This is a genomic window from Sulfurisphaera ohwakuensis, assembly GCF_009729055.1.
In the GTDB taxonomy this organism is placed as follows: domain Archaea; phylum Thermoproteota; class Thermoprotei_A; order Sulfolobales; family Sulfolobaceae; genus Sulfurisphaera; species Sulfurisphaera ohwakuensis.
Genome location: NZ_CP045484.1, coordinates 411,444 through 429,585 on the forward strand (window position 1 = coordinate 411,444; position 18,142 = coordinate 429,585).

An 18,142-nucleotide genomic window follows, 5' to 3' on the forward strand; every position below is an offset into this window, starting at 1 on the left:
TTGATAAAAGTGGTGAGATGAACTATCCTAGAGAAAGTGAAGATGGTAAGATTGAGTATAAACTTATTCTTACCAGTAAGGATGAAAGTAGATTACAAGAGTTAGCGTCTCAAATGAAGTATAGATTAGAAGAAGGAGGAGGAGAGGCTTTCTATATAATTGGTGTAAGCGATAATGGTGAAGTATTAGGATTAACAGAAAACGAGTTGAATAAGAGCTTAGAAATTCTTTCAAAAATATCATCCATTATTAATGCAAAGATAGTTCATGTAAGGAAAGTAGAAGCAAAAAAAGGAAAATATATTGCTGAAGTTTTAGTTAGAATTCATAGAGACAAAATACCGGTACAAGTAAATATTGCAGTCATGGGTCATGTGAATGCTGGCAAAAGCACTTTAACTGGAGCTCTTATTTTTGGAAAATTAGACGATGGCAATGGTACTTTGAGAGCAATGGTAGCCAAACACGTCCATGAAGTAATATCAGGTAGAACTTCTTCCATAACACTAAGAGTTCTTGGCTTAAAAGATAATGGTGAAGTAGTAAATTGGAACTTACGAGACCCGTTAGACGAAGCTGATGTAACACTAAATAGTTCTAAAATTATACGTTTAGTAGATTTAGGTGGTCATGAGAGATATCTAAGAACTACACTTAAAGGTTTGTTAGGTTACGAGATCGATTATGTTATGCTCGTTGTAGGATCAGATGACGGTTTATCAGCTATGGGGAAAGAACATTTAGCAGTAGCATCTATTTTACATTTTCCAATTTTTATTGTTATAACTAAAATTGATAAATATCCAAAAGAAAGAATTAATGAGATAATAACTGATATAAGAAATGTTCTAAAAATCCCTGGAATAAATAGGCTTGTAATTGAGGTGGAGAGTGACGAAGATTTGTTAAATGCGATTCTTGCTATGAGAACTGGAAGAGTAGTTCCAATATTTAAAGTCTCTAATGTAACTGGAGAAGGGCTATCTTTGCTTATAAAGTTTCTAAATATGTTACCTCCTAAAAATAAAGTAGAAAAAGTAAGCATTTCGCAACCTCCCTTAGTTTATATTGATGAGATATATAACGTAACTGGCGTTGGAACTGTTATTTTGGGCTCTGTTATACGCGGGAGTGTAAATACGAACGACATTTATTATATTGGTCCTACAAAGTTTGGTGAATTTAAACCAGTCAAAGTAAAGTCTATACAGCTAAATAGAATTTTTGTCGATACTGTTTATTCCGGCAGTATTGCAACTTTTGCAATACAAGGAGTTGAAAAAGATACGTTGAGAAAAGGCATGGTGCTAGTCAAGAATGATCCTAAAGCTCATAAGAAATTTAAGGCAAAAGTAATAGTACTTCATCATCCAACAACAATAAGAGAAGGTTATGTAGCAACATTACACCTTTACACTATAAGACAAGCTGTAAAATTTGAAAAAATAACTAAGAAATATTTACGTACTGGTGATTCCTCAGAAGTTGTTCTATCTTTTCTTTACAGGCCAGAATACATAGAGAAAGATCAAATATTTGTGTTTAGAGAAGGAAGAACAAGAGGTCTAGGTATAATAACTGAATTACTAGATTAGCTTACTGCTTGTGCCGTACACTCTAAAATTTGTTTAGTTAATTGTGAGACGTGTTTTTCAACAAAGTTTTTTAATGCGGGGATTTGAACATCAACTTCGTAATCAACATCATAAATTAATTCATGATTCTGAATTCTAACTAAACTTCTTACTGTAGCTTTTACTCCAGCGCCTAATATTTCTATAACAGTTTCAGACCAATTATCTCCTTTATTAAAAGATTTGACTTCACCATCAGTTTCAATAGTTAAGAACCCTATTCTGCTTTTTGCTACAAATCTATTTTCCTCGATATCCTCAATACCTGGAACACAACGCAGTAAATTGTAATAACTAGAAATAAAAATTTCGGCTTTCTTTATATCATTTATTTTTATTTTTCCTTGTAATTTCATCTATTACTCGCCTTTGTTTTAATACATTCAAATAAATCATTTAAAATTTTATTAACGGCAGAATCCATTAATCTAGCTCCTATTGAAGCTAATATACCACTCACTTTTACATCAGCAGAATACTTAAGCCTAGTAGGATTGTCTATTACAGTAACTAAAGCATTTATATCTACATTACTATTTAATCCGTTACCTTTCGCTACTAAAGTAACAGTTTTATTTTCTTTATCTATTTGGACGAATTTTACTGAAGCTTTATAATCTCCTTTTATAAACCCAATGCCGGTAGAGCCTACGACTTTATATTCATCTCCTTCTTTGTTTAGACTTTTTAGACCTGGAAAACATGATGCTATTTTTTCTGGGCTTGTAACATATTCCCATAATTCTTGGGAAGAGATAGGAACTTGAACTTCCCCTTCAAATTTCATAAACTATTATAACAAATAGTAGTATTTATGAGAATTGGTGCTGTTGTACTAGCTGCAGGAGAAGCTAAACGATTTGGCAAAAATAAGCTTATCCAGAATTTTATGGGAAAACCGATCATAATAAGAGTTATAGAGTCAGTCAGTTTTTTAGATAGAGTAATAATTGTTGGTAAATACATAGAAGAATTGATACCATTTTTAAAGAATGAAATAGTTATCTATAACCCTAAATGGATGCTGGGTATAAGTGAATCAATTAAGCTTGGGGTTAGGTTCTTCCAAGATTATGATGGTGTCTTAATAGTACTAGGAGATATGCCCCTATTAACTTCAGAGACTATAAGAAAAATTATTGTAAATTTCAAAGAAAATTGTTCGGCTGTTGTTCCAGTGTATAATAATATTAGAGGAAATCCAGTTCTAATTTCAAGAAAATTATACGAACAAGTTTTTTCATTATCTGGAGATATAGGAGCAAGAGAAATATTGAAAAAGAGAAGTGATTTGTGTTTTGTTGAATGTGGAGTAGAAGTTGTTACTGATGTTGATACGGAGTCTGACTTAACTTCTCTGCAGCAGCCTTAATAGCTTTTACAATATTTTGATATCCAGTGCATCTACACAGGTTCCCAGATATGCCTTCTCTTATTTCTTCCTCTGTTGGATTAGGTTTTTCCCTAAGTAGCCAATAAGCTTCCATTATCATACCAGGGGTGCAATACCCACATTGTAATGCGTGATTCTCCCAGAAAGCTTCTTGTATTGGATGAAGTTTTCCATCTTTAGTTAATCCTTCAACTGTAAGTATTTCTGCTCCATCTGCTTCTACTGCAAGCACTGTGCATGATTTTACTGATTTTCCGTTCATAATTACCGTACAAGCACCACAATTTGAAGTATCACAACCAATATGTACTCCAGTAAATCCTAATTCTCTAAGTACATGAACTAATAATCTTCTAGGTTCAACTTCAGTCTCGTACTTTTCGCCATTTATCTTTAATGTAATTTTTACTTTTTGATCATTATTGATTATTTTCATCTGTCTCACCTCTTTAACGCTGTAAGAATAGCTCTCTTAGTTAAAACTTTTACCATCTTTTTCTTATATTCAGCAGAGCCTCTTAAATCTGAAGTGGGGTTTGCACTCTCCATAGCTCTTGTTGCCGCTTTTTCAATTATCTCGTCATTTAACTTTTTACCGAGTAACTCTTCTTCAGCACCTTTTGCTCTAACAGCTACATTATTTACTGCTGTTAATCCAATTCTAACATCTTCAATCACATCACCAGATAATTTTAGGAGTAATGCTACGCCAACTATAGCAAAATCTCCAGCTCTTCTTTCTAGCTTTTGATAAGAGAATTTGTAACCTTCAAATGTTGGAACCTGAATTTCAGTAACAAGTTCACCTGGATTTAAATCTGGAGTGAACATGTCCTTTGCAAATGATTTAAAGTCAACCACTCTGTCTCCTTTTCTCCTTGTAATTTTTACTTTTGCATCCATTGCAATGAGAGCTGCTGGATAATCTGCAGAAGGATCTAAATGAGAAATACTACCCCCTATTGTTCCCATATTTCTTACTTGCGGATCTCCAATGTTACTAGCTGTTTCACTCAGTAGAGGTATTGATGATTTCGAGATGTTATAATGCGTAGTTAATGCTCCGATTTTATATAAGTTACCATCTTTAGTAATATAACTTAAATTAGAGAATCTTCTGATTTCTACAATATATGAAGGCCTTATTAATCTTAGTTTTAGCATTGGTATTAAACTATGACCACCAGCTAATGGTCTAGCGTCTTGATGTTCTTCTAAGAACTCTAAAGCTTCGTTTAGATTATCTGGAATAACATATCCAAACTTTGGCGGATACACAAAATTAGGTAACAAACTTATTTAATATATTTTTCTGGTCTCTTTTTGAATTCAGCCATGCACATCGGACTACAAAAATAATAAGTTTTTCCCTTATAGGTAAACTTATAAGGAGTGGAATCTTCTACATCCATTCCACAAACAGGATCTTTAATTTTCATATTTTTAAAGTTCTCATATAATGTTTTTAAGTTAACTTCCAAAGTTTCTCTCTTAATTTCACAACATCTCCAACAACAATTATTGCAGGAGGTCTTATTTCATGGTCTATTATTAGTTTAGATAAGTCTTTTAGCCTTCCCGTTATAACTCTTTGTTTTTCAGTTGTACCGTTCTCTATAATAGCTACATATTCCTCATAATCTCTCACTGAGAGTAAAATTCTCTCTAATTGTTCTATTACGTGAATCCCCATCAAGATTATTAGAGTTCCTTCTCTTGGAATATAACTTGCATCAATGATTTTATTATCAGCCCTAGTCCCTGTAATTACTGTAAAGCTAGAGGAGTTTGTTAATCTGCTTGTAACTGGAATGCCCGCATAAGCCGGCACTGCAATAGCACTACTTACTCCCGGAACTACTTCGCATTCAATTCCGTGAGATAGTACGTAAATACACTCTTCTTCTCCCCTTCCGAAAACATAAGGATCTCCCCCCTTTAATCTCACAACAATGCTATTTGTCTTTGCTTTTTCTACTAAGAGTTCATTTATATAATCTTGAAGTTTTGAGTCCCCTATCTCTTTTCCTACATATATAAGCTCTGCTTTTGTATCTTCTAATAACGTCTTTGGAACTAATCTATCATAAATAATTACATCAGCCTTTTTTATCAAGTTATAAGCCTTAAGTGTAATTAGCTCAGGATCTCCTGGACCTGCACCTACAATAAAAACCTTTCCCATCAAATTGCCTTTACTTTTTTAATTATATAAACCCCAAATAATATTCCTTCAGGAAATTTCAGACCGAACACTAGAAGTAGTATATAATTTACAATGATGGTTTCTGGGAAACCAAACATGTTGGCTGCATCATAAACTATAAAGAAGTATAAAATATCAGCTAAAAAACCTAGACTATATATTATTATCTTCTCTATAAACTTAAATGATGATATAAAATAGCCTATTAAAAATCCGGCAATAGCCATAGAAGTAAATGATCCAGCAAAAAGTATCTGATTTTCTTCTTCAATCCTAAACATATATGGTGTCAACCAAGGGATTATAATTGCTAAACTTAGTACAAAGGCTATTATTGAGTATTTTCTTAATGCTATTGAAATTACTGGTATTCTCTCACCTTGATCGTCTTCTACGTATTTATCCTTACTAGATGAATTTAGTACATACCATCCTAGAATTCCACTACCCAAAATAGGCCCTTGATAGGAGAGTAACTTTATTATTGGATCTCCAAATACATAAACTATAACTGAAACAAGAAGAATTACTAAACTACTATATTTGGCCAATGCAAGATAGTTCATAAATATATAAACTAATTCACTTCTAAAATGCTTTTTCATTGGCTTAGACAATTTAACTTAGATTGTAAAAAATCTATTAAGACCTAAGTGATTTATGGAAGATATACTTTGTATACGATTTTATCCCCTTCATCAGATTTTGATAATATTTTAACTCCTTTTTCCTTCATAGCTTCTGCCCACATTTCAACTTGATCCGCTTGTAATCCCTTTAACGCTATAATTTCAATCTCCTGATTCCCTCCTTCACTAAGCCAAAACCTCATTATACTTAGAGCAGGAGAGTTACTTCCACACTTAGTATCACTTTGTCTTAAATCTAGTACTTTCATCAATATATCATCTCAGAACTAATATTTAGGATCTTTTCATCTTCAAGGAAATAAATTCTATTCCAATTATCTCTTTTCATTTTATAAATTATTGATGATAAAATAACTCTAATGTTACAGAACGCACCTACGCATCCAGTCTCTTCTACTATCGTAAAATCAATCAATTTATATAGTTTATTTTCTCTCTCGTCACCAGAAGATAATATTATAATATTTCTATTTCTTGAGGAGAATATAGGAGAATGCATAAATAATTCGAGTCTTTCGTAATTAGATGGTATACCAAAAACCTCAGCCATTTTTAAACTACTGAAATATGCTACGCCATAATTTTCCGATTTACCTATAAAGAAGGGACTATTATCTAGATTAATAACCTTATTTACTCTCTCTTTATCTTCTTCAAATCTAAACATAGAATAAAGAGCTGATAATGACATTAGGAAGGATAAAAAACCTGGAAGTTTAGCTTTGGACCTATAAGGTAATATAACGACGTCATTAACTTCTTTAGCGAGTGGTGATTCCGAATTTGCTGTAATTCCAATAACCTTAACACCCTTACTTCTTAACTTTTTAGCTAGAATTACGTTATACCTTGTTTTTCCAGAGACAGATACGATAACAGTTGGTTTAGTAATATTAACCTCTAATGCCTCATAAGGGTCTAAAACTGTTATTTTCCTCTTACTTTTCCCTTCTATGACTAAACCGCTAGCGTAAGAATCTCCAGATCCTACTATATACGCCTCATCTAGTTGAATATGAGAATCTACTTGATAGTTAGTATTTAATTCCTCCTCGAGTAACTTGATATAGTTCATATAATATTATTTAGGTGTTGTTCAAATGAAAAGCATAATTAGAGCTGGAATAGCGTTAGGGGCAGATAATCCCTTAAAGAAAGTATACGTTGGTGTTAATGAAGGAAAAATAGAAGTTGTAAGTAATGAAGAGTTAGCTGGTTATGAGGATGCTGAGTTAGATATAGGCGGATGGGATAGGCTTCTATCACCTGGATTTATTTCTATCCATACTTTCATTACTTTATATCCTTTTAGATTTAGAATATTTTATGGAAAAATTAATGCTAATGATCTTCTTTCAGTTATGAGTAATAATGATGTATATCATTTAGCTCTTTTAGGGGCATATCATTTGTTAAGATCCGGCGTTACCACTGTTGTATTTAGCGATAAATATCCAGACCCCGTAGCTAGAGCTGTAACTAATGTAGGTTTAAGACCAATTATTGCTATTCCGGTAGGGTGCAATAACTCTCCAGATGATTGGGAAAAGGAGTTTAAGGCAATGTATAACAGATGGTCACATTCTGGAAGTAACAACGTTATTTTAAAACTATGTGACCAAAGCCTTAGTAAAGAGGTTTTTGACGTAGCAAAAAGTACTAACATAGTTGTACTAGTTGAACGAACTGTTAATTTATCAAGTTTTAGAAAAGATGAGTTGCCGGAAAATATAATAGCACTTGGAGGTGGATCAAGAAGTGATCTTGATTATATAAAGAAATATAAGATATATTTATCTTTCACCCCTTCGTTAGAAATCTCTAGGTTTCCATTAAGTGAATATAAACCATCTTTGGCATTAGACCTTGTTCCTTCATTTGATATAAGACAAGAGATTGCCTTAGCTTCAACTAGATTAATGTTAACACCTGAAGAAGCTTTTAGATCGATAACCATTTGGGGTCATCAGCAACTTGGTTTAAACGCCGGCTATTTAGGTATTAATAGTGATGCTGACTTGATTATCTATGAATATAGAGAACCGCCAGCTTTTCCATTAGATTATAATTCCCCCTATGAATCCTTGATATATTCTGGTTATAACATAGAAACTGTATTTGTAGGTGGAGAAAGCGTATTAGATGGTGGAGTACCTCTAAATGTGGGATTAAAGGATGTAGAAGAAGGATTAAGGAGGGTAGAGGAAATTGATAAAAGACTTGGTGAAAGAATTAGGTCTCTGGAAAAGAGTAGAGATAATAGGTGATATAGCAGTAATAGGAATACCTTTTGATAAAACCCCAGAAGATGTTAAGCCATTTGCTGAGGAATTACTTAGGAAGCTTACATATATTAAGGCAGTTTGGGGAAGATATAGGGATACCCATGGTGATTATAGATTATCTACGTTAGTTCATTTGGCTGGTGAAAAAAGAAGTGAAACTATATATAAAGAGCATGGTTGCAGGTACTTTTTAGATATAACAAAGGTCTTTTTCTCTGCTAAATTGTCATATGAGCACCTAAGGATAGCTAAGGAAGTAAAAAGTGGTGAGATAATTATAAATATGTTCGCTGGATATGGACCTTTTTCTATCCTATCTTATATCTTAGGAAAACCAAAGATTGTTTATTCTATAGATATTAATCCTTTTGCATATTACTATATGATGGTTAATATTGATCTTAATAAAGCGTACGGTGTTATTCCAATATATGGTAATGCTTTCGAAAAAATAAATTATTTACCAACAGCTGATAGGATAATTTCCCCTTTGCCAGAGAAAGCTGAAGAAGCTTTTAAAGTAGCGTGGGATCATGTGAAAAGTGGTGGAATAGTTCATTTATTTACTGAAGTAGAGGGTGAGGATCCTTTAAACAAGATAAAAGATATGTATCCAAACGTGATTTTTGCGAGGATTGTGAGAAGTGTAAAACCAAAAGTTTATCATGTAGTTGTAGATATAAGAAAATAATGGATATTTACACAATAATGTTATTAGGTTATCAAGTTTCTCAGAAAAAGACTATCAGTGCTGGTATATATACGATTAAATTTCATAGAAGAAGGAAAAATAACACATACATGTACATAGTAGAATTAGAAATTGAAGGAAAAGTAATAGAAAGAGGAATTTTTAGTGAATATTCTAACGCGGTAATATATGCTGGTGAGATTTTTAGCCGTTTTCGTTAATGCTTATAAATTGAATAAGTTAATTAGTTGTGAGAAAGTTGCTTAGAGACGAAGTCCTCGAAGTTCTAAAAAGTGGAAGGGTAGATTACGTTAGAGTAGTATTTGCTGACATTTTAGGAAACAGTAGAGGAAGGTCTTTGAGAAGGATTGAGTTTGAAAAATCATTAAATAAAGGTATAGAGTATTCAGAAGCACTTCTTTATCTTGATTATAAAGATACTCCAATAAAGCAAAGATATGGTGATATTTTTGCAGTTCCAGATATAAGTACATTCGTATTAATACCATATTTAGAGAGAACAGCCAGAGTATTATCTTTCTTGACTACACAAGATAATTCTCCTCATCCCTTATGCACAAGATCGTTATTAACAAGATCAATTGATAAACTTGGTGAACTTGGTTATAATATCAAAGTTGCTTTTGAACCTACTTTCTACCTAATTAATTTCAAAGATGGGAAGCCAGTTCCAGCAGATGAAGCTAGAGCGTTCTCATCTGAAGGACTTATGGAACAACAGAATTTTCTTAGAGACCTTATTAAATATTTAGAAAGTGTAAATATTCAAGTTCAATATATAAATAAGCATTATGCACCAGGGCAATACGAAATAACTTTCAGTATGGGTGAGGCATTAGAAGAAGCAGATTCCTTGATTACAGCTAGAGAAATCATTAGAGATACTGCGAGACTATACCATTTATATTCAACATTCATGCCAAAACCATTTAAAGAGTACCCAAGTAGTAGCATGGATATTTACATAAAATTGGTTGACACACAGAATAAGTCTGTAGGTGTTGATACTTCGGATCCTAGAGGATTAGGATTAAGCAAGATACTATATTCTTTCTTAGCGGGTATATTAGAACATATTTCCTCTATACTGGCTATAGCTGCCCCAACCATAAATTCTTATAAGAGATACAGAGAAGTAGTTACACCCAATGTTGCTGGTATAGGGAATGAAAGACATTTTATAATTAGAATACCATCTACATATAGAGATTTAGGTGTTTTCGAATTTAGATTAGCTGATCCCTTAGCTAATCCATACTTATTACTTTCATCGATGATATTTGCTGGGATTGATGGAATAGAGAAAGGACTTGATGTTGATGTTAACTATGAAGTTAGCACTCTTCCGACAAATCTTAAGGAGGCGTTATATAAGCTCGATAGTGATACAAAACTAAAATATTACCTTGGAAAAGAATTAGTAGATACCTTCATTGAATTGAAGAAGAAAGAAATTGAAGATTACGAAAAAGAAATAACAGAGTGGGAAATTAATTCTTATCTTAAGTCTGGATGGTAATATGAAAGCTGCTGTCTTCAGAGAAATAGGTAAACCATTAAGCATAGAAGATGTTCAGTTGCCCCGTTTAGAGTCCGATAAGGAAGTATTATTAAAGGTTAAAGCTACTGGTGTTTGTCATGGGGACTTACATGTAATAATGGGAGACTGGCAACACGAAGTACCCGTTAACACCCCAATTATTTTAGGTCATGAAATAATAGGTGAAGTAGTTGAAGGAGGAACAAAATTCCAAAAAGGGGATTTAGTTATGGTATACAATGCTTTTGGTTGTAAAGAATGTAAACATTGCAAGGCGGGGTATTATCAATTCTGTGAAAGAGTAAAAGTGTTGGGAGTTCATTTAAATGGGGGATTCGCAGAATATGTGAAAGTACCCGATGAAGATTTCCTTATGAGAGTTGAAGGTAACCCAATTCAATTAGCCCCTTTGGCAGATGCTGGAGTAACAGCATATAGTGCAACTAGAGGTATAAAAGAAGGTGATAAGGTTTTAGTTGTTGGGACTGGAGCTGTTGCACTTTTAGCAATACAAATTTTAAAAAGTCTTAAAGCTGAGGTAAGTGTAGTTAGTCGTAATCCAACAAGGTTGGCTAAAGCTGAAGAACTTGGTGCTGACCATGTATATTATAGGAAAAAAACTTTTCCATCATTATATACCTCTATAGTAGGAAAAAAATTTGATTATATTATAGATTTTGTGGGATCTGACGAAACTCTTGATGAAGTAGCATGGCTTTTAGATAGAAGAGGTGAACTTAGAATAGTAGGCGAATTTGGAGGACAATTATCCATTCCAGAACAATTATTAGTGTTAAGAGGACTTAAAGTACAAGGAATTCTTTATGGTACTATGGATGATATGAAAGGGGTAATTAATCTTTATAATTCTGGTAAGTTAAAAACTCTTGCCGTACCTTATTATCTAGATGAAATAAATGATGCCTTAAATGATTTAATGCAAGAGAGAATTTTGGGAAGGGCTGTTATAATTCCTTCTTAGCTCTAAAAATGAATGGTTTTTCGCCAGAAATTTCAATATTCACATTAAGAAACTTTTTGATAATCTCTGAATTAGTTCTTGCATGAGATGTGAGTTCAGAACCTATATATTCGCCATAATATAATGAAGCATATAGCATTAACATATCGCTCATGTGTTTATCGATGGTAGCGTTGCTTATAATTTCTTCATAAATAGATTTAGCTGCTTCTTCACCTACTATTTCAGCCCTTTTACCCTTTTCTCCTAAAGAGTCGGAACCAAGAAAAGTTTTTTCAAAAATCGCTGTTAATGCGATACCGGAGCCCTTACTTCTTTCATTCTCTCTAACATCAATTTCTATTTCTATTGGAATCTTTATTTTTGAGAGAAGAAATTCTTTAGCTGACTTAGCTTGTCTCTCAGCTATGTGTGATGGTAAAGATGATACGTGGGAGATCCCTTTTATCATTAATAACTCTCCTCTCTCCATTAAAGAGAATGAAGACGGGTTTCCTTTTACTTCTGTAATTTTGACTTCTCCTCCTCCTTCTGGGTAATGTCCTCTCCTAATAAGTATTAAATTTACTCTAATTCCTATTTTTTCTAACAGAGAGAGAAAGGTTAATCGTATATAATCTATTGAAGGAGATTTAGGAACATCTGTACCTCCTTTAATGGTAACTTTTATATTCCTATTAATTAATAAAGGCAGTATTGTTTGTAGAATTAAGGTTACACTTCCCGCAGTTCCTACGTCAAATTCAAAGTCTCCTTTTTCTACTATATCTTCCGGTTCGAAAACTAGTTCAGTTGATCCTACAAAGTCTCCTTTTACTTTAGCATTAGTTAATTTTTTAACTGCCTCAACAGCTGTAAGATGCTGTCTTTGTAAACCAGGTTTTGGTCTATTTGCTCTAATTTTATATATTCTGAATGGTTTCTTAGTTAATGCTGAGAGTGTTAAAGATGTTCTTAAAATTTGTCCTCCCCCTTCACCAAATGAACCGTCTATTTCAATCATGACTGGTGAATATAGGAATGCGTGTGAAAATAAATGCTATTGCCAATATTATAGGCACAGAAGAGCTAATAATTATTCCAATTACCCGAAACGGTGATTTCGTATTAGCATTAAATTTTTATGAAGACGTTGAAGGAGGAAGACTAGCTAGATTTGTTCTAGTTTATGATAAATTCGGAGAAATTGATTATATGGAGACTATAATAAGGGGGGATAAGGTTATTGTTACAGCTGAGGGAATAGAAGAAGATTTCAAAAAGATCAGTAACTTAATAAAAATAGATAAGTATCTGAAAAGTAACAGAATACCTTTATTTGTCAACATAAGCGTGCTAAAGGATACTAATATTAATGAGAGGGGTGTTAAAGGTTTTATAAATTATGTTGCTAAATTTGGAAGAATTGATGCTACTAAAGTGAGAAATGCTGTTCAGTTAACTATTGAAGAAAACGTCTAATCCCTTCGATTTGTATATATTATCAAATCTTACTCCAACTCTTCTAACTAATCTACTATCTTTTTGTAAAATTTGTTTTAATAATTCAATTGATTCTGTATAAGCTCTTTCTTTGCTTATACCAGATTTAAAAGTTTTACTTTTACTTACGATGTCTAAGTCTTGCATGATAGTTACCACAGTCATTCTCTTAGGTATACCTTCTATTTTGTTGTATGCTTCATCTATAGCCTTTTTCAGATAAGGTTCTATCACTTTTATATCTCTAGTATTTTTAGGTAATGTCAAATATCTTCCATGCGGTACCCTTTCTTTATTTAATACCGGCTCAAAATAAGAGTTTGTGGCTAATCTATAAAGATAAAATGCCTTAGCTTCCCCTATCTCTTCTTTTAATTTATCAAATGAAACAGATAAAATATCTATCAACTTATTTACACCTAATGAATGAAGTCTTTCAGAAATAACATTACCTACACCAGGAACCTCATCTATATCAATACTTTTGATGAACTCCTCTATTTCGTCTGGTTTTACTACTCCTAATCCATTTGGTTTTACTCTATCTGCAATGATTTTTGCAAAAACCTTATTTGGTGCGATTCCAACTGTTACTGTAATCTTTTCCTTCTCCATTATTTCTCGTTTTAATTTTTTTCCTAATTCTATCGCCTCTTCAAAATTTTTCACCTTGCTAGTTATATCAATGTAGGCCTCGTCTATGCTAGCTATTTCAATTTTATCCGAATAGCTACTGATTATGCTCATTATTCTATTAGAAACCTCAGTATATACTTCTTTGTGCATTGGAACGAATATTGCATTTGGTGCCAATTCCATTGCTCTTGATATAGGCATTCCAGCTTTTACTCCCAACTTCCTAGCTTCATAATTAGCTGTCGCTACAGCTCCACTTTTCTCATTTCTACCAGAATAAACACAGACTATAAGAGGTTTTCCTTTATATTGAGGATTTAAAACCTCCTCTACTTGAGCAAAGAAATAATCAAAATCCACAAACAATATTATCATATACATTTTACCTTAGGCTCATAGATTTTTAGTGCTTCATGCACTTCATTAAGATTTGGTGAGCTTATTCCGCCAAGCCTTTGTATCTTAATTGCAGATGCGGTCACAGCTAATTTTAATCCTTCTTCAATACTTAATCCTTCTAAAAGGGAGTAATTGAACGTAGCGTCAAAAACATCTCCTGCACCAGTCGTATCTACAATATTGTCTACTTTATATGCTTCAACATAGCACTCTTGATTTTCAGTAATTATTTTCGCTCCTTTTTCTCCCATTTTAATTACAATGATTTTAGCTCTAATCTTATCTAAATTAATTGCCTTACTTTCTTTCTCATTTAGGTAAAGTACATCAACATCTACTTCATTAACATCTTTACTGAAGGGGCCAGGGTCATAAGAGATTAATCTTGCCATCGGATCTCTCACAACTATGTTTGGAGGAACTGAGGCAAAATGGATAGTATCGAAAAGTCCAAAATACTTTTTCACGTCTTCTTGGGTAATTAATGTTGAAGCACCAAGTTTTCTTACCATAGAAATCTTGCCATTCTTTCTTAAGAATATTAATGCCATACTTTGTGGAGCATTAGTCTCTTCTACATAATCAAGCCCTACACCCATTTCAGCTATACTCTCCATTAGACTCTGAGTTATAGTGTTTTTCCCTACTTTTGCTAATAACTTGCTACTATGCCCTAACTTTGTTATAGCTACAGCATAATTTACTGCAGCACCACCTGGCATAATTTCCATTAAATCAGTAGTTAGAAACTCATCTGTATCAGGCATTTTTTCGATATTTACAATAATATCTATATTAAATCTACCCACTGATAAATGTATAGGTTTCATATCTCAAACCTCAGACAGCCGCCACTTCAGCACATATCAGTACCAAAGGTCTTCATCACTACATATAATTTTCATGTTAGTAACTTAAAAGGATAATCTCAAAAGCTTATAGTAATATATAATATAACGAATATGGCAGAGATTAGAGAGATAAGAAAGATTGAACGCGAAAGAGCAAGTATTCATAGTCATATTTCTGGATTAGGTTTAGATGAAAAAGGAAAAGCCAAATTTAAGGCTGATGGTCTAGTTGGGCAAACAGAAGCACGTGAAGCAGCAGGTATTGTAGTTCAACTTATCAAACAAGGTAAAATGGCCGGAAAAGGGGTATTATTCGTAGGCCCTCCTGGAACTGGAAAAACGGCCTTAGCTGTTGCAATAGCCAAAGAGCTTGGAGAAGACACACCCTTTACTACAATGAATGCTTCTGAAGTTTACTCAACAGAGTTAAAGAAGACAGAAATACTCACACAAGCTATTAGAAAATCAATAGGTGTTAGGATTAAGCAAAGGAGAATTGTTTATGAAGGTGTAGTAAAGGATGTAAAATTAAAAGTAGCAAGAAGTAGATTAAATCCTTATGCTGTTATGCCTAGAGAAGCACAAATAGTTCTAGCTACTAAGGATGAGGAGAAAACACTAAATGTGGGAGATAGCATTGCTGAACAACTAGTTCAACTTAATGTAAAAAAGGGAGATGTAATATGGATCGACGCTCAAACTGGAGAGGTAAGTAAAGTTGGTAAGGCTAAGGGGTTTGAAGGAGCTAAAACTTATGATATAGAAACTATTAGACAAGTTGATATTCCTACTGGCCCGGTTAAGAAGGAAAAAGAAACCACAATAACTGTAACATTACATGATTTAGATTTAAACGTAGCAGCTAGAAATATTTCTATAACAGCGTTATTTAGTTTCTTTACAGAAAGAGAAATAAACAGTGAGATAAGAGAAAGTGTAGATAAATTAGTAAAAGATATGATAAATAGGGGAGAAGCTGAACTCGTACCTGGTGTATTATTTATTGATGATGCACATATGTTAGATATAGAAGCATTCTCATTCTTAACTAAAGCATTAGAAGCTGACCTAGCACCAATATTAATTTTAGCTACCAATAGAGGTATAACAAAAATAAGGGGTACCGACATAGAATCTCCACACGGTATGCCACTAGATCTACTCGATAGATTACTAATAATACCTACAAGACCATATACTGCTGATGAAATAAGAGAAATTCTAAAAATAAGAGCAGACGAAATTGATGTTCATCTAGAAGAGAAAGCGTTAGAGACTTTAACGAAGCTAGGCGTAGAATATAGTTTAAGATATTCCGTCCAGCTCCTTGAGCCTTCTTATGTAATTGCACAAAGAAACGGTAGAAATGTGATAAAAGAAGAAGATGTACTAGAAGCATCGAAATTGTTCTCAGATTTCAGAAGAAGTGTGGAATATGTTAAGGAATACGAGAAATTACTACTAAAATGATGAAAGGCAACGGCACTGAATTATGATGTATTGTTGCCTGGCTGAATACATTTTTCGTATATTTTTTTGTCTATAATATCCCTTAATATTCTATATGTCATACCCCAAATACGATAACCATTAAAATAATATTCGTCCCCATTACCTTTTTCAAGTTTGTTAATATCTGCCCAAAAAGCTGTATCAACTTCTTCTTTTTGAATTTGTAATGTAACTTCCTTATCAATACAACTTACATAAGCTTTAACCAGCATAGTAGGCATATTATTTGGATAATACATACCTAGTTCAATTAAGTTACATGGTCTTATTCCTACTTCTTCTAAACACTCTCTAATTGCAGTGTATGAGCATTCTTCATTTTCTTCTCTTCTTCCTCCAGGTAATGCAATATGACCACTCCAAGGATCATTTTTGTTTTCTTTTCGTTTAATTAAAAGTATTTTACCATTTGCAGAAATAAGAGCAACGACTGCAGCCTTACATTCATTCATATTTATTTAATCTGACCCAAAGCTTATATTTTTGAAAATGAACTTTCAAGTGTGAAAATTGCTGTAATTTATTTTGGAGGTCAATATAATCACTTAATAGTCAAAGACTTAAAATATTTAGGTTTAAATGCTGTTCCTATAACCCCAGAAAAACCGGTTGAAATTCTAAGAGATTATGATTGTATAATTTTTGGCGGAGGTCCTTATTCAGTTATTACAGAGTTAAATAAAATGGGTAATGCTGTAGATTATGTCCTTAAAACTTCTCAACCTAAACTAGGCATCTGCTTAGGTCATCAATTATTAGCAAAGGTTCTAGGTGGTGAAGTAACGAAGGCAACAAAACCAGAGTACGGATTAGTAAAAGTGAATATAAACGATGAAGATACCATCTTAAGAGGATTATCACCATCTATTAATGCCTGGGAAAGTCATACCGATGAAGTAGTCTCTCCACCTCAAGGGTTCAGAATTTTAGCAAATAGTGAAAATGCTAAAGTCCAAGCAATGGTAAATAAGGACAATACAATATTTGGAGTGCAGTTTCATCCAGAAGTTAAGCATACTGAAAAAGGCATAGAAGTATTTAAGAATTTCATAGAAGCTTGCAAGAAATAGTTATGTAATTTTATCCTCATTAGCTTCCTTAATCTTTTGCATAACTTTAGGAGGTAATGCATAATCCTCTCTTCTCTCGTTTATTTTACCTAGTAATACAATTCCTTTTCCTGGCTTAATATCAATCTCCCAAACGTATTTATCATGATTAGTTTGTCTCATTTTTTCTATGAGAACGTATCTATGCAACATTCCGTCCTTTATAGCTCTTCTAAATCTTATTATTCCATCAGCTACATGTTCTACTCCAAATCCAAAGGCTTGTGATGTTGTAATTGCATATTGCGACGTAGCGTAAATAGTAAACTTCCATTTATTTAATACTCTCTTTAAGTAATAACTTATTTTTCTAGCCATAGCAGGTTTATCAAGAAATAGGGCACTTACTGAATCAATAACTAGTCTTGCTCTTCCAGTCCCTAATTTTTGTTTAGCTTCTATAACTTTATTCACTAACTCCTCAGCATTCAGCTCTGTTAAACTCCATTCATCCTCTTTTTCTTTCATTAATGCATCTATGATAATCAGTTTCTTTTCCATATACTCTTCGAAATCCCAATTAAACTGCTTTGCTTGTCTTACAATTGAATCTCTACTTTCCTCAGTAGTAACATATATACAGTTATCTCCTTCCCTAAGTCCCTCAGCAATAAAATGTAAAGAGAAAATAGTCTTCCCAGTACCAGGCTCTCCAGTAACTGCAACAAAGAATCCTTGAGGTATCCCTCCCTCTATAAGTTTATCAAATTCTGGTATACCAGTTGACAGTCTAATCATAATCTTAAAATTT

The 18,142-nt window shown here is 33.1% G+C and carries 24 protein-coding genes; 10 read left to right on the forward strand and 14 right to left on the reverse strand.

Annotated elements, in window-relative coordinates:
- Nucleotides 1–17: 17 nt before the first annotated feature.
- Nucleotides 18–1,595, forward strand: coding sequence for a GTPBP1 family GTP-binding protein (locus D1869_RS02605; RefSeq protein ID WP_156013788.1), 1,578 nt, complete (start codon nucleotides 18–20; stop codon nucleotides 1,593–1,595).
- Here D1869_RS02605 and D1869_RS02610 read toward each other — a convergent pair.
- Nucleotides 1,592–1,990, reverse strand: a complete 399-nt coding sequence (locus tag D1869_RS02610; protein ID WP_010978537.1) for an SRPBCC domain-containing protein — start codon at nucleotides 1,988–1,990, stop codon at nucleotides 1,592–1,594. The two genes, D1869_RS02605 and D1869_RS02610, sit on opposite strands and share 4 nt — an antisense overlap.
- Nucleotides 1,987–2,421, reverse strand: coding sequence for a CoxG family protein (locus D1869_RS02615; RefSeq protein WP_010978538.1), 435 nt, complete (start codon nucleotides 2,419–2,421; stop codon nucleotides 1,987–1,989). The genes D1869_RS02610 and D1869_RS02615 overlap by 4 nt, the downstream gene beginning before the upstream one ends.
- A gap of 27 nt (nucleotides 2,422–2,448) precedes the next feature.
- Here D1869_RS02615 and D1869_RS02620 point away from each other — a divergent pair, with 27 nt between their 5' ends.
- Nucleotides 2,449–3,006 (forward strand): nucleotidyltransferase family protein, encoded by a 558-nt coding sequence (locus D1869_RS02620; protein ID WP_156013789.1) that lies wholly within the window; start codon nucleotides 2,449–2,451, stop codon nucleotides 3,004–3,006.
- Here D1869_RS02620 and cutC read toward each other — a convergent pair.
- From cutC to D1869_RS02655, 7 genes are all read right to left on the reverse strand, one after another.
- Nucleotides 2,957–3,463: a glyceraldehyde dehydrogenase subunit gamma gene (gene cutC, locus D1869_RS02625; RefSeq protein ID WP_156013790.1), complete on the reverse strand. Its 507-nt coding sequence runs from the start codon at nucleotides 3,461–3,463 to the stop codon at nucleotides 2,957–2,959. The two genes, D1869_RS02620 and cutC, sit on opposite strands and share 50 nt — an antisense overlap.
- A 5-nt stretch (nucleotides 3,464–3,468) precedes the next feature.
- Entirely contained in the window at nucleotides 3,469–4,305 is an 837-nt protein-coding gene (gene cutB / locus D1869_RS02630; protein ID WP_156013791.1) for a glyceraldehyde dehydrogenase subunit beta, read from the reverse strand.
- A 17-nt stretch (nucleotides 4,306–4,322) separates the two neighbouring features.
- The gene (locus D1869_RS02635; protein WP_420856758.1) at nucleotides 4,323–4,439 is read right to left on the reverse strand and encodes a YHS domain-containing protein; all 117 of its coding nucleotides are present in this window, start codon (nucleotides 4,437–4,439) and stop codon (nucleotides 4,323–4,325) included.
- 53 nt (nucleotides 4,440–4,492) lie between these two features.
- Nucleotides 4,493–5,215, reverse strand: a complete 723-nt coding sequence (gene cobA, locus D1869_RS02640; RefSeq protein ID WP_156013792.1) for a uroporphyrinogen-III C-methyltransferase — start codon at nucleotides 5,213–5,215, stop codon at nucleotides 4,493–4,495.
- Complete coding sequence (locus D1869_RS02645; RefSeq protein ID WP_231113678.1) at nucleotides 5,212–5,799, reverse strand: hypothetical protein; 588 nt, start codon at nucleotides 5,797–5,799, stop codon at nucleotides 5,212–5,214. Before D1869_RS02645 ends, cobA begins: the two co-directional genes overlap by 4 nt.
- Nucleotides 5,800–5,891: 92 nt before the next feature.
- The gene (locus tag D1869_RS02650; RefSeq protein WP_052846367.1) at nucleotides 5,892–6,131 is read right to left on the reverse strand and encodes a hypothetical protein; all 240 of its coding nucleotides are present in this window, start codon (nucleotides 6,129–6,131) and stop codon (nucleotides 5,892–5,894) included.
- Nucleotides 6,131–6,958, reverse strand: coding sequence for an SIS domain-containing protein (locus D1869_RS02655; protein ID WP_156013794.1), 828 nt, complete (start codon nucleotides 6,956–6,958; stop codon nucleotides 6,131–6,133). Before D1869_RS02655 ends, D1869_RS02650 begins: the two co-directional genes overlap by 1 nt.
- Nucleotides 6,959–6,983: 25 nt before the next feature.
- On the opposite strand from D1869_RS02655, the gene D1869_RS02660 reads away from it, so the two are divergent.
- Genes D1869_RS02660 through D1869_RS02680 form a run of 5 tightly spaced genes read left to right on the forward strand, consistent with a single transcriptional unit; the run spans nucleotide 6,984 to nucleotide 11,402 of the window.
- Complete coding sequence (locus D1869_RS02660) at nucleotides 6,984–8,150, forward strand: amidohydrolase family protein (protein ID WP_156013795.1); 1,167 nt, start codon at nucleotides 6,984–6,986, stop codon at nucleotides 8,148–8,150.
- Complete coding sequence (gene taw21 / locus D1869_RS02665; protein ID WP_156013796.1) at nucleotides 8,092–8,859, forward strand: tRNA 4-demethylwyosine(37)-methyltransferase Taw21; 768 nt, start codon at nucleotides 8,092–8,094, stop codon at nucleotides 8,857–8,859. The genes D1869_RS02660 and taw21 overlap by 59 nt, the downstream gene beginning before the upstream one ends.
- Nucleotides 8,859–9,080: a hypothetical protein gene (locus D1869_RS02670; RefSeq protein WP_156013797.1), complete on the forward strand. Its 222-nt coding sequence runs from the start codon at nucleotides 8,859–8,861 to the stop codon at nucleotides 9,078–9,080. Before taw21 ends, D1869_RS02670 begins: the two co-directional genes overlap by 1 nt.
- 38 nt (nucleotides 9,081–9,118) lie before the next feature.
- On the forward strand, nucleotides 9,119–10,399 hold the full coding sequence (locus tag D1869_RS02675; protein ID WP_156015886.1) for a glutamine synthetase family protein: 1,281 nt from the start codon (nucleotides 9,119–9,121) through the stop codon (nucleotides 10,397–10,399).
- 1 nt (nucleotide 10,400) lies between these two features.
- Nucleotides 10,401–11,402: an alcohol dehydrogenase catalytic domain-containing protein gene (locus tag D1869_RS02680; RefSeq protein WP_156013798.1), complete on the forward strand. Its 1,002-nt coding sequence runs from the start codon at nucleotides 10,401–10,403 to the stop codon at nucleotides 11,400–11,402.
- On the opposite strand, the gene rtcA is transcribed toward D1869_RS02680, so the two are convergent.
- Nucleotides 11,386–12,405, reverse strand: coding sequence for an RNA 3'-terminal phosphate cyclase (gene rtcA, locus D1869_RS02685; RefSeq protein ID WP_156013799.1), 1,020 nt, complete (start codon nucleotides 12,403–12,405; stop codon nucleotides 11,386–11,388). The genes D1869_RS02680 and rtcA overlap by 17 nt on opposite strands.
- A gap of 17 nt (nucleotides 12,406–12,422) precedes the next feature.
- Between rtcA and D1869_RS02690 the strand changes: the two genes are divergently transcribed.
- Nucleotides 12,423–12,863: a hypothetical protein gene (locus D1869_RS02690; protein WP_156013800.1), complete on the forward strand. Its 441-nt coding sequence runs from the start codon at nucleotides 12,423–12,425 to the stop codon at nucleotides 12,861–12,863.
- On the opposite strand, the gene D1869_RS02695 is transcribed toward D1869_RS02690, so the two are convergent.
- Together D1869_RS02695 and D1869_RS02700 are read right to left on the reverse strand one after the other, a co-directional pair.
- The gene (locus D1869_RS02695) at nucleotides 12,840–13,895 is read right to left on the reverse strand and encodes a DNA polymerase IV (protein WP_156013801.1); all 1,056 of its coding nucleotides are present in this window, start codon (nucleotides 13,893–13,895) and stop codon (nucleotides 12,840–12,842) included. The two genes, D1869_RS02690 and D1869_RS02695, sit on opposite strands and share 24 nt — an antisense overlap.
- Complete coding sequence (locus tag D1869_RS02700; RefSeq protein ID WP_156013802.1) at nucleotides 13,892–14,749, reverse strand: carbohydrate kinase family protein; 858 nt, start codon at nucleotides 14,747–14,749, stop codon at nucleotides 13,892–13,894. Before D1869_RS02700 ends, D1869_RS02695 begins: the two co-directional genes overlap by 4 nt.
- 132 nt (nucleotides 14,750–14,881) lie before the next feature.
- On the opposite strand from D1869_RS02700, the gene D1869_RS02705 reads away from it, so the two are divergent.
- On the forward strand, nucleotides 14,882–16,240 hold the full coding sequence (locus D1869_RS02705) for a RuvB-like helicase (protein WP_010978554.1): 1,359 nt from the start codon (nucleotides 14,882–14,884) through the stop codon (nucleotides 16,238–16,240).
- A gap of 20 nt (nucleotides 16,241–16,260) precedes the next feature.
- Here D1869_RS02705 and D1869_RS02710 read toward each other — a convergent pair whose 3' ends face one another.
- Nucleotides 16,261–16,734 carry an NUDIX hydrolase gene (locus D1869_RS02710; RefSeq protein WP_156013803.1) on the reverse strand — a complete coding sequence of 158 codons (474 nt, stop codon included), beginning with the start codon at nucleotides 16,732–16,734 and terminating at the stop codon, nucleotides 16,261–16,263.
- A 51-nt stretch (nucleotides 16,735–16,785) separates the two neighbouring features.
- Here D1869_RS02710 and D1869_RS02715 point away from each other — a divergent pair, with 51 nt between their 5' ends.
- Entirely contained in the window at nucleotides 16,786–17,352 is a 567-nt protein-coding gene (locus tag D1869_RS02715) for a GMP synthase subunit A (RefSeq protein WP_156013804.1), read from the forward strand.
- On the opposite strand, the gene D1869_RS02720 is transcribed toward D1869_RS02715, so the two are convergent.
- Nucleotides 17,353–18,132: a KaiC domain-containing protein gene (locus tag D1869_RS02720; RefSeq protein ID WP_156013805.1), complete on the reverse strand. Its 780-nt coding sequence runs from the start codon at nucleotides 18,130–18,132 to the stop codon at nucleotides 17,353–17,355.
- Between the last annotated feature and the right edge of the window lie 10 nt (nucleotides 18,133–18,142).

What these genes read in the sequence shown, in the direction of transcription:
- D1869_RS02605 (WP_156013788.1), top strand. Translation starts at nt 18, where the DNA reads ATGAACTATCCTAGAGAAAGTGAAGATGGTAAGATTGAGTATAAACTT.
- D1869_RS02610 (WP_010978537.1), bottom strand. Translation starts at nt 1,990, where the DNA reads ATGAAATTACAAGGAAAAATAAAAATAAATGATATAAAGAAAGCCGAA.
- D1869_RS02615 (WP_010978538.1), bottom strand. Translation starts at nt 2,421, where the DNA reads ATGAAATTTGAAGGGGAAGTTCAAGTTCCTATCTCTTCCCAAGAATTA.
- D1869_RS02620 (WP_156013789.1), top strand. Translation starts at nt 2,449, where the DNA reads ATGAGAATTGGTGCTGTTGTACTAGCTGCAGGAGAAGCTAAACGATTT.
- cutC (WP_156013790.1), bottom strand. Translation starts at nt 3,463, where the DNA reads ATGAAAATAATCAATAATGATCAAAAAGTAAAAATTACATTAAAGATA.
- D1869_RS02635 (WP_420856758.1), bottom strand. Translation starts at nt 4,439, where the DNA reads ATGGATGTAGAAGATTCCACTCCTTATAAGTTTACCTATAAGGGAAAA.
- D1869_RS02645 (WP_231113678.1), bottom strand. Translation starts at nt 5,799, where the DNA reads ATGAACTATCTTGCATTGGCCAAATATAGTAGTTTAGTAATTCTTCTT.
- D1869_RS02650 (WP_052846367.1), bottom strand. Translation starts at nt 6,131, where the DNA reads ATGAAAGTACTAGATTTAAGACAAAGTGATACTAAGTGTGGAAGTAAC.
- D1869_RS02655 (WP_156013794.1), bottom strand. Translation starts at nt 6,958, where the DNA reads ATGAACTATATCAAGTTACTCGAGGAGGAATTAAATACTAACTATCAA.
- D1869_RS02660 (WP_156013795.1), top strand. Translation starts at nt 6,984, where the DNA reads ATGAAAAGCATAATTAGAGCTGGAATAGCGTTAGGGGCAGATAATCCC.
- D1869_RS02670 (WP_156013797.1), top strand. Translation starts at nt 8,859, where the DNA reads ATGGATATTTACACAATAATGTTATTAGGTTATCAAGTTTCTCAGAAA.
- D1869_RS02680 (WP_156013798.1), top strand. Translation starts at nt 10,401, where the DNA reads ATGAAAGCTGCTGTCTTCAGAGAAATAGGTAAACCATTAAGCATAGAA.
- rtcA (WP_156013799.1), bottom strand. Translation starts at nt 12,405, where the DNA reads ATGATTGAAATAGACGGTTCATTTGGTGAAGGGGGAGGACAAATTTTA.
- D1869_RS02690 (WP_156013800.1), top strand. Translation starts at nt 12,423, where the DNA reads ATGCGTGTGAAAATAAATGCTATTGCCAATATTATAGGCACAGAAGAG.
- D1869_RS02695 (WP_156013801.1), bottom strand. Translation starts at nt 13,895, where the DNA reads ATGATAATATTGTTTGTGGATTTTGATTATTTCTTTGCTCAAGTAGAG.
- D1869_RS02700 (WP_156013802.1), bottom strand. Translation starts at nt 14,749, where the DNA reads ATGAAACCTATACATTTATCAGTGGGTAGATTTAATATAGATATTATT.
- D1869_RS02705 (WP_010978554.1), top strand. Translation starts at nt 14,882, where the DNA reads ATGGCAGAGATTAGAGAGATAAGAAAGATTGAACGCGAAAGAGCAAGT.
- D1869_RS02710 (WP_156013803.1), bottom strand. Translation starts at nt 16,734, where the DNA reads ATGAATGAATGTAAGGCTGCAGTCGTTGCTCTTATTTCTGCAAATGGT.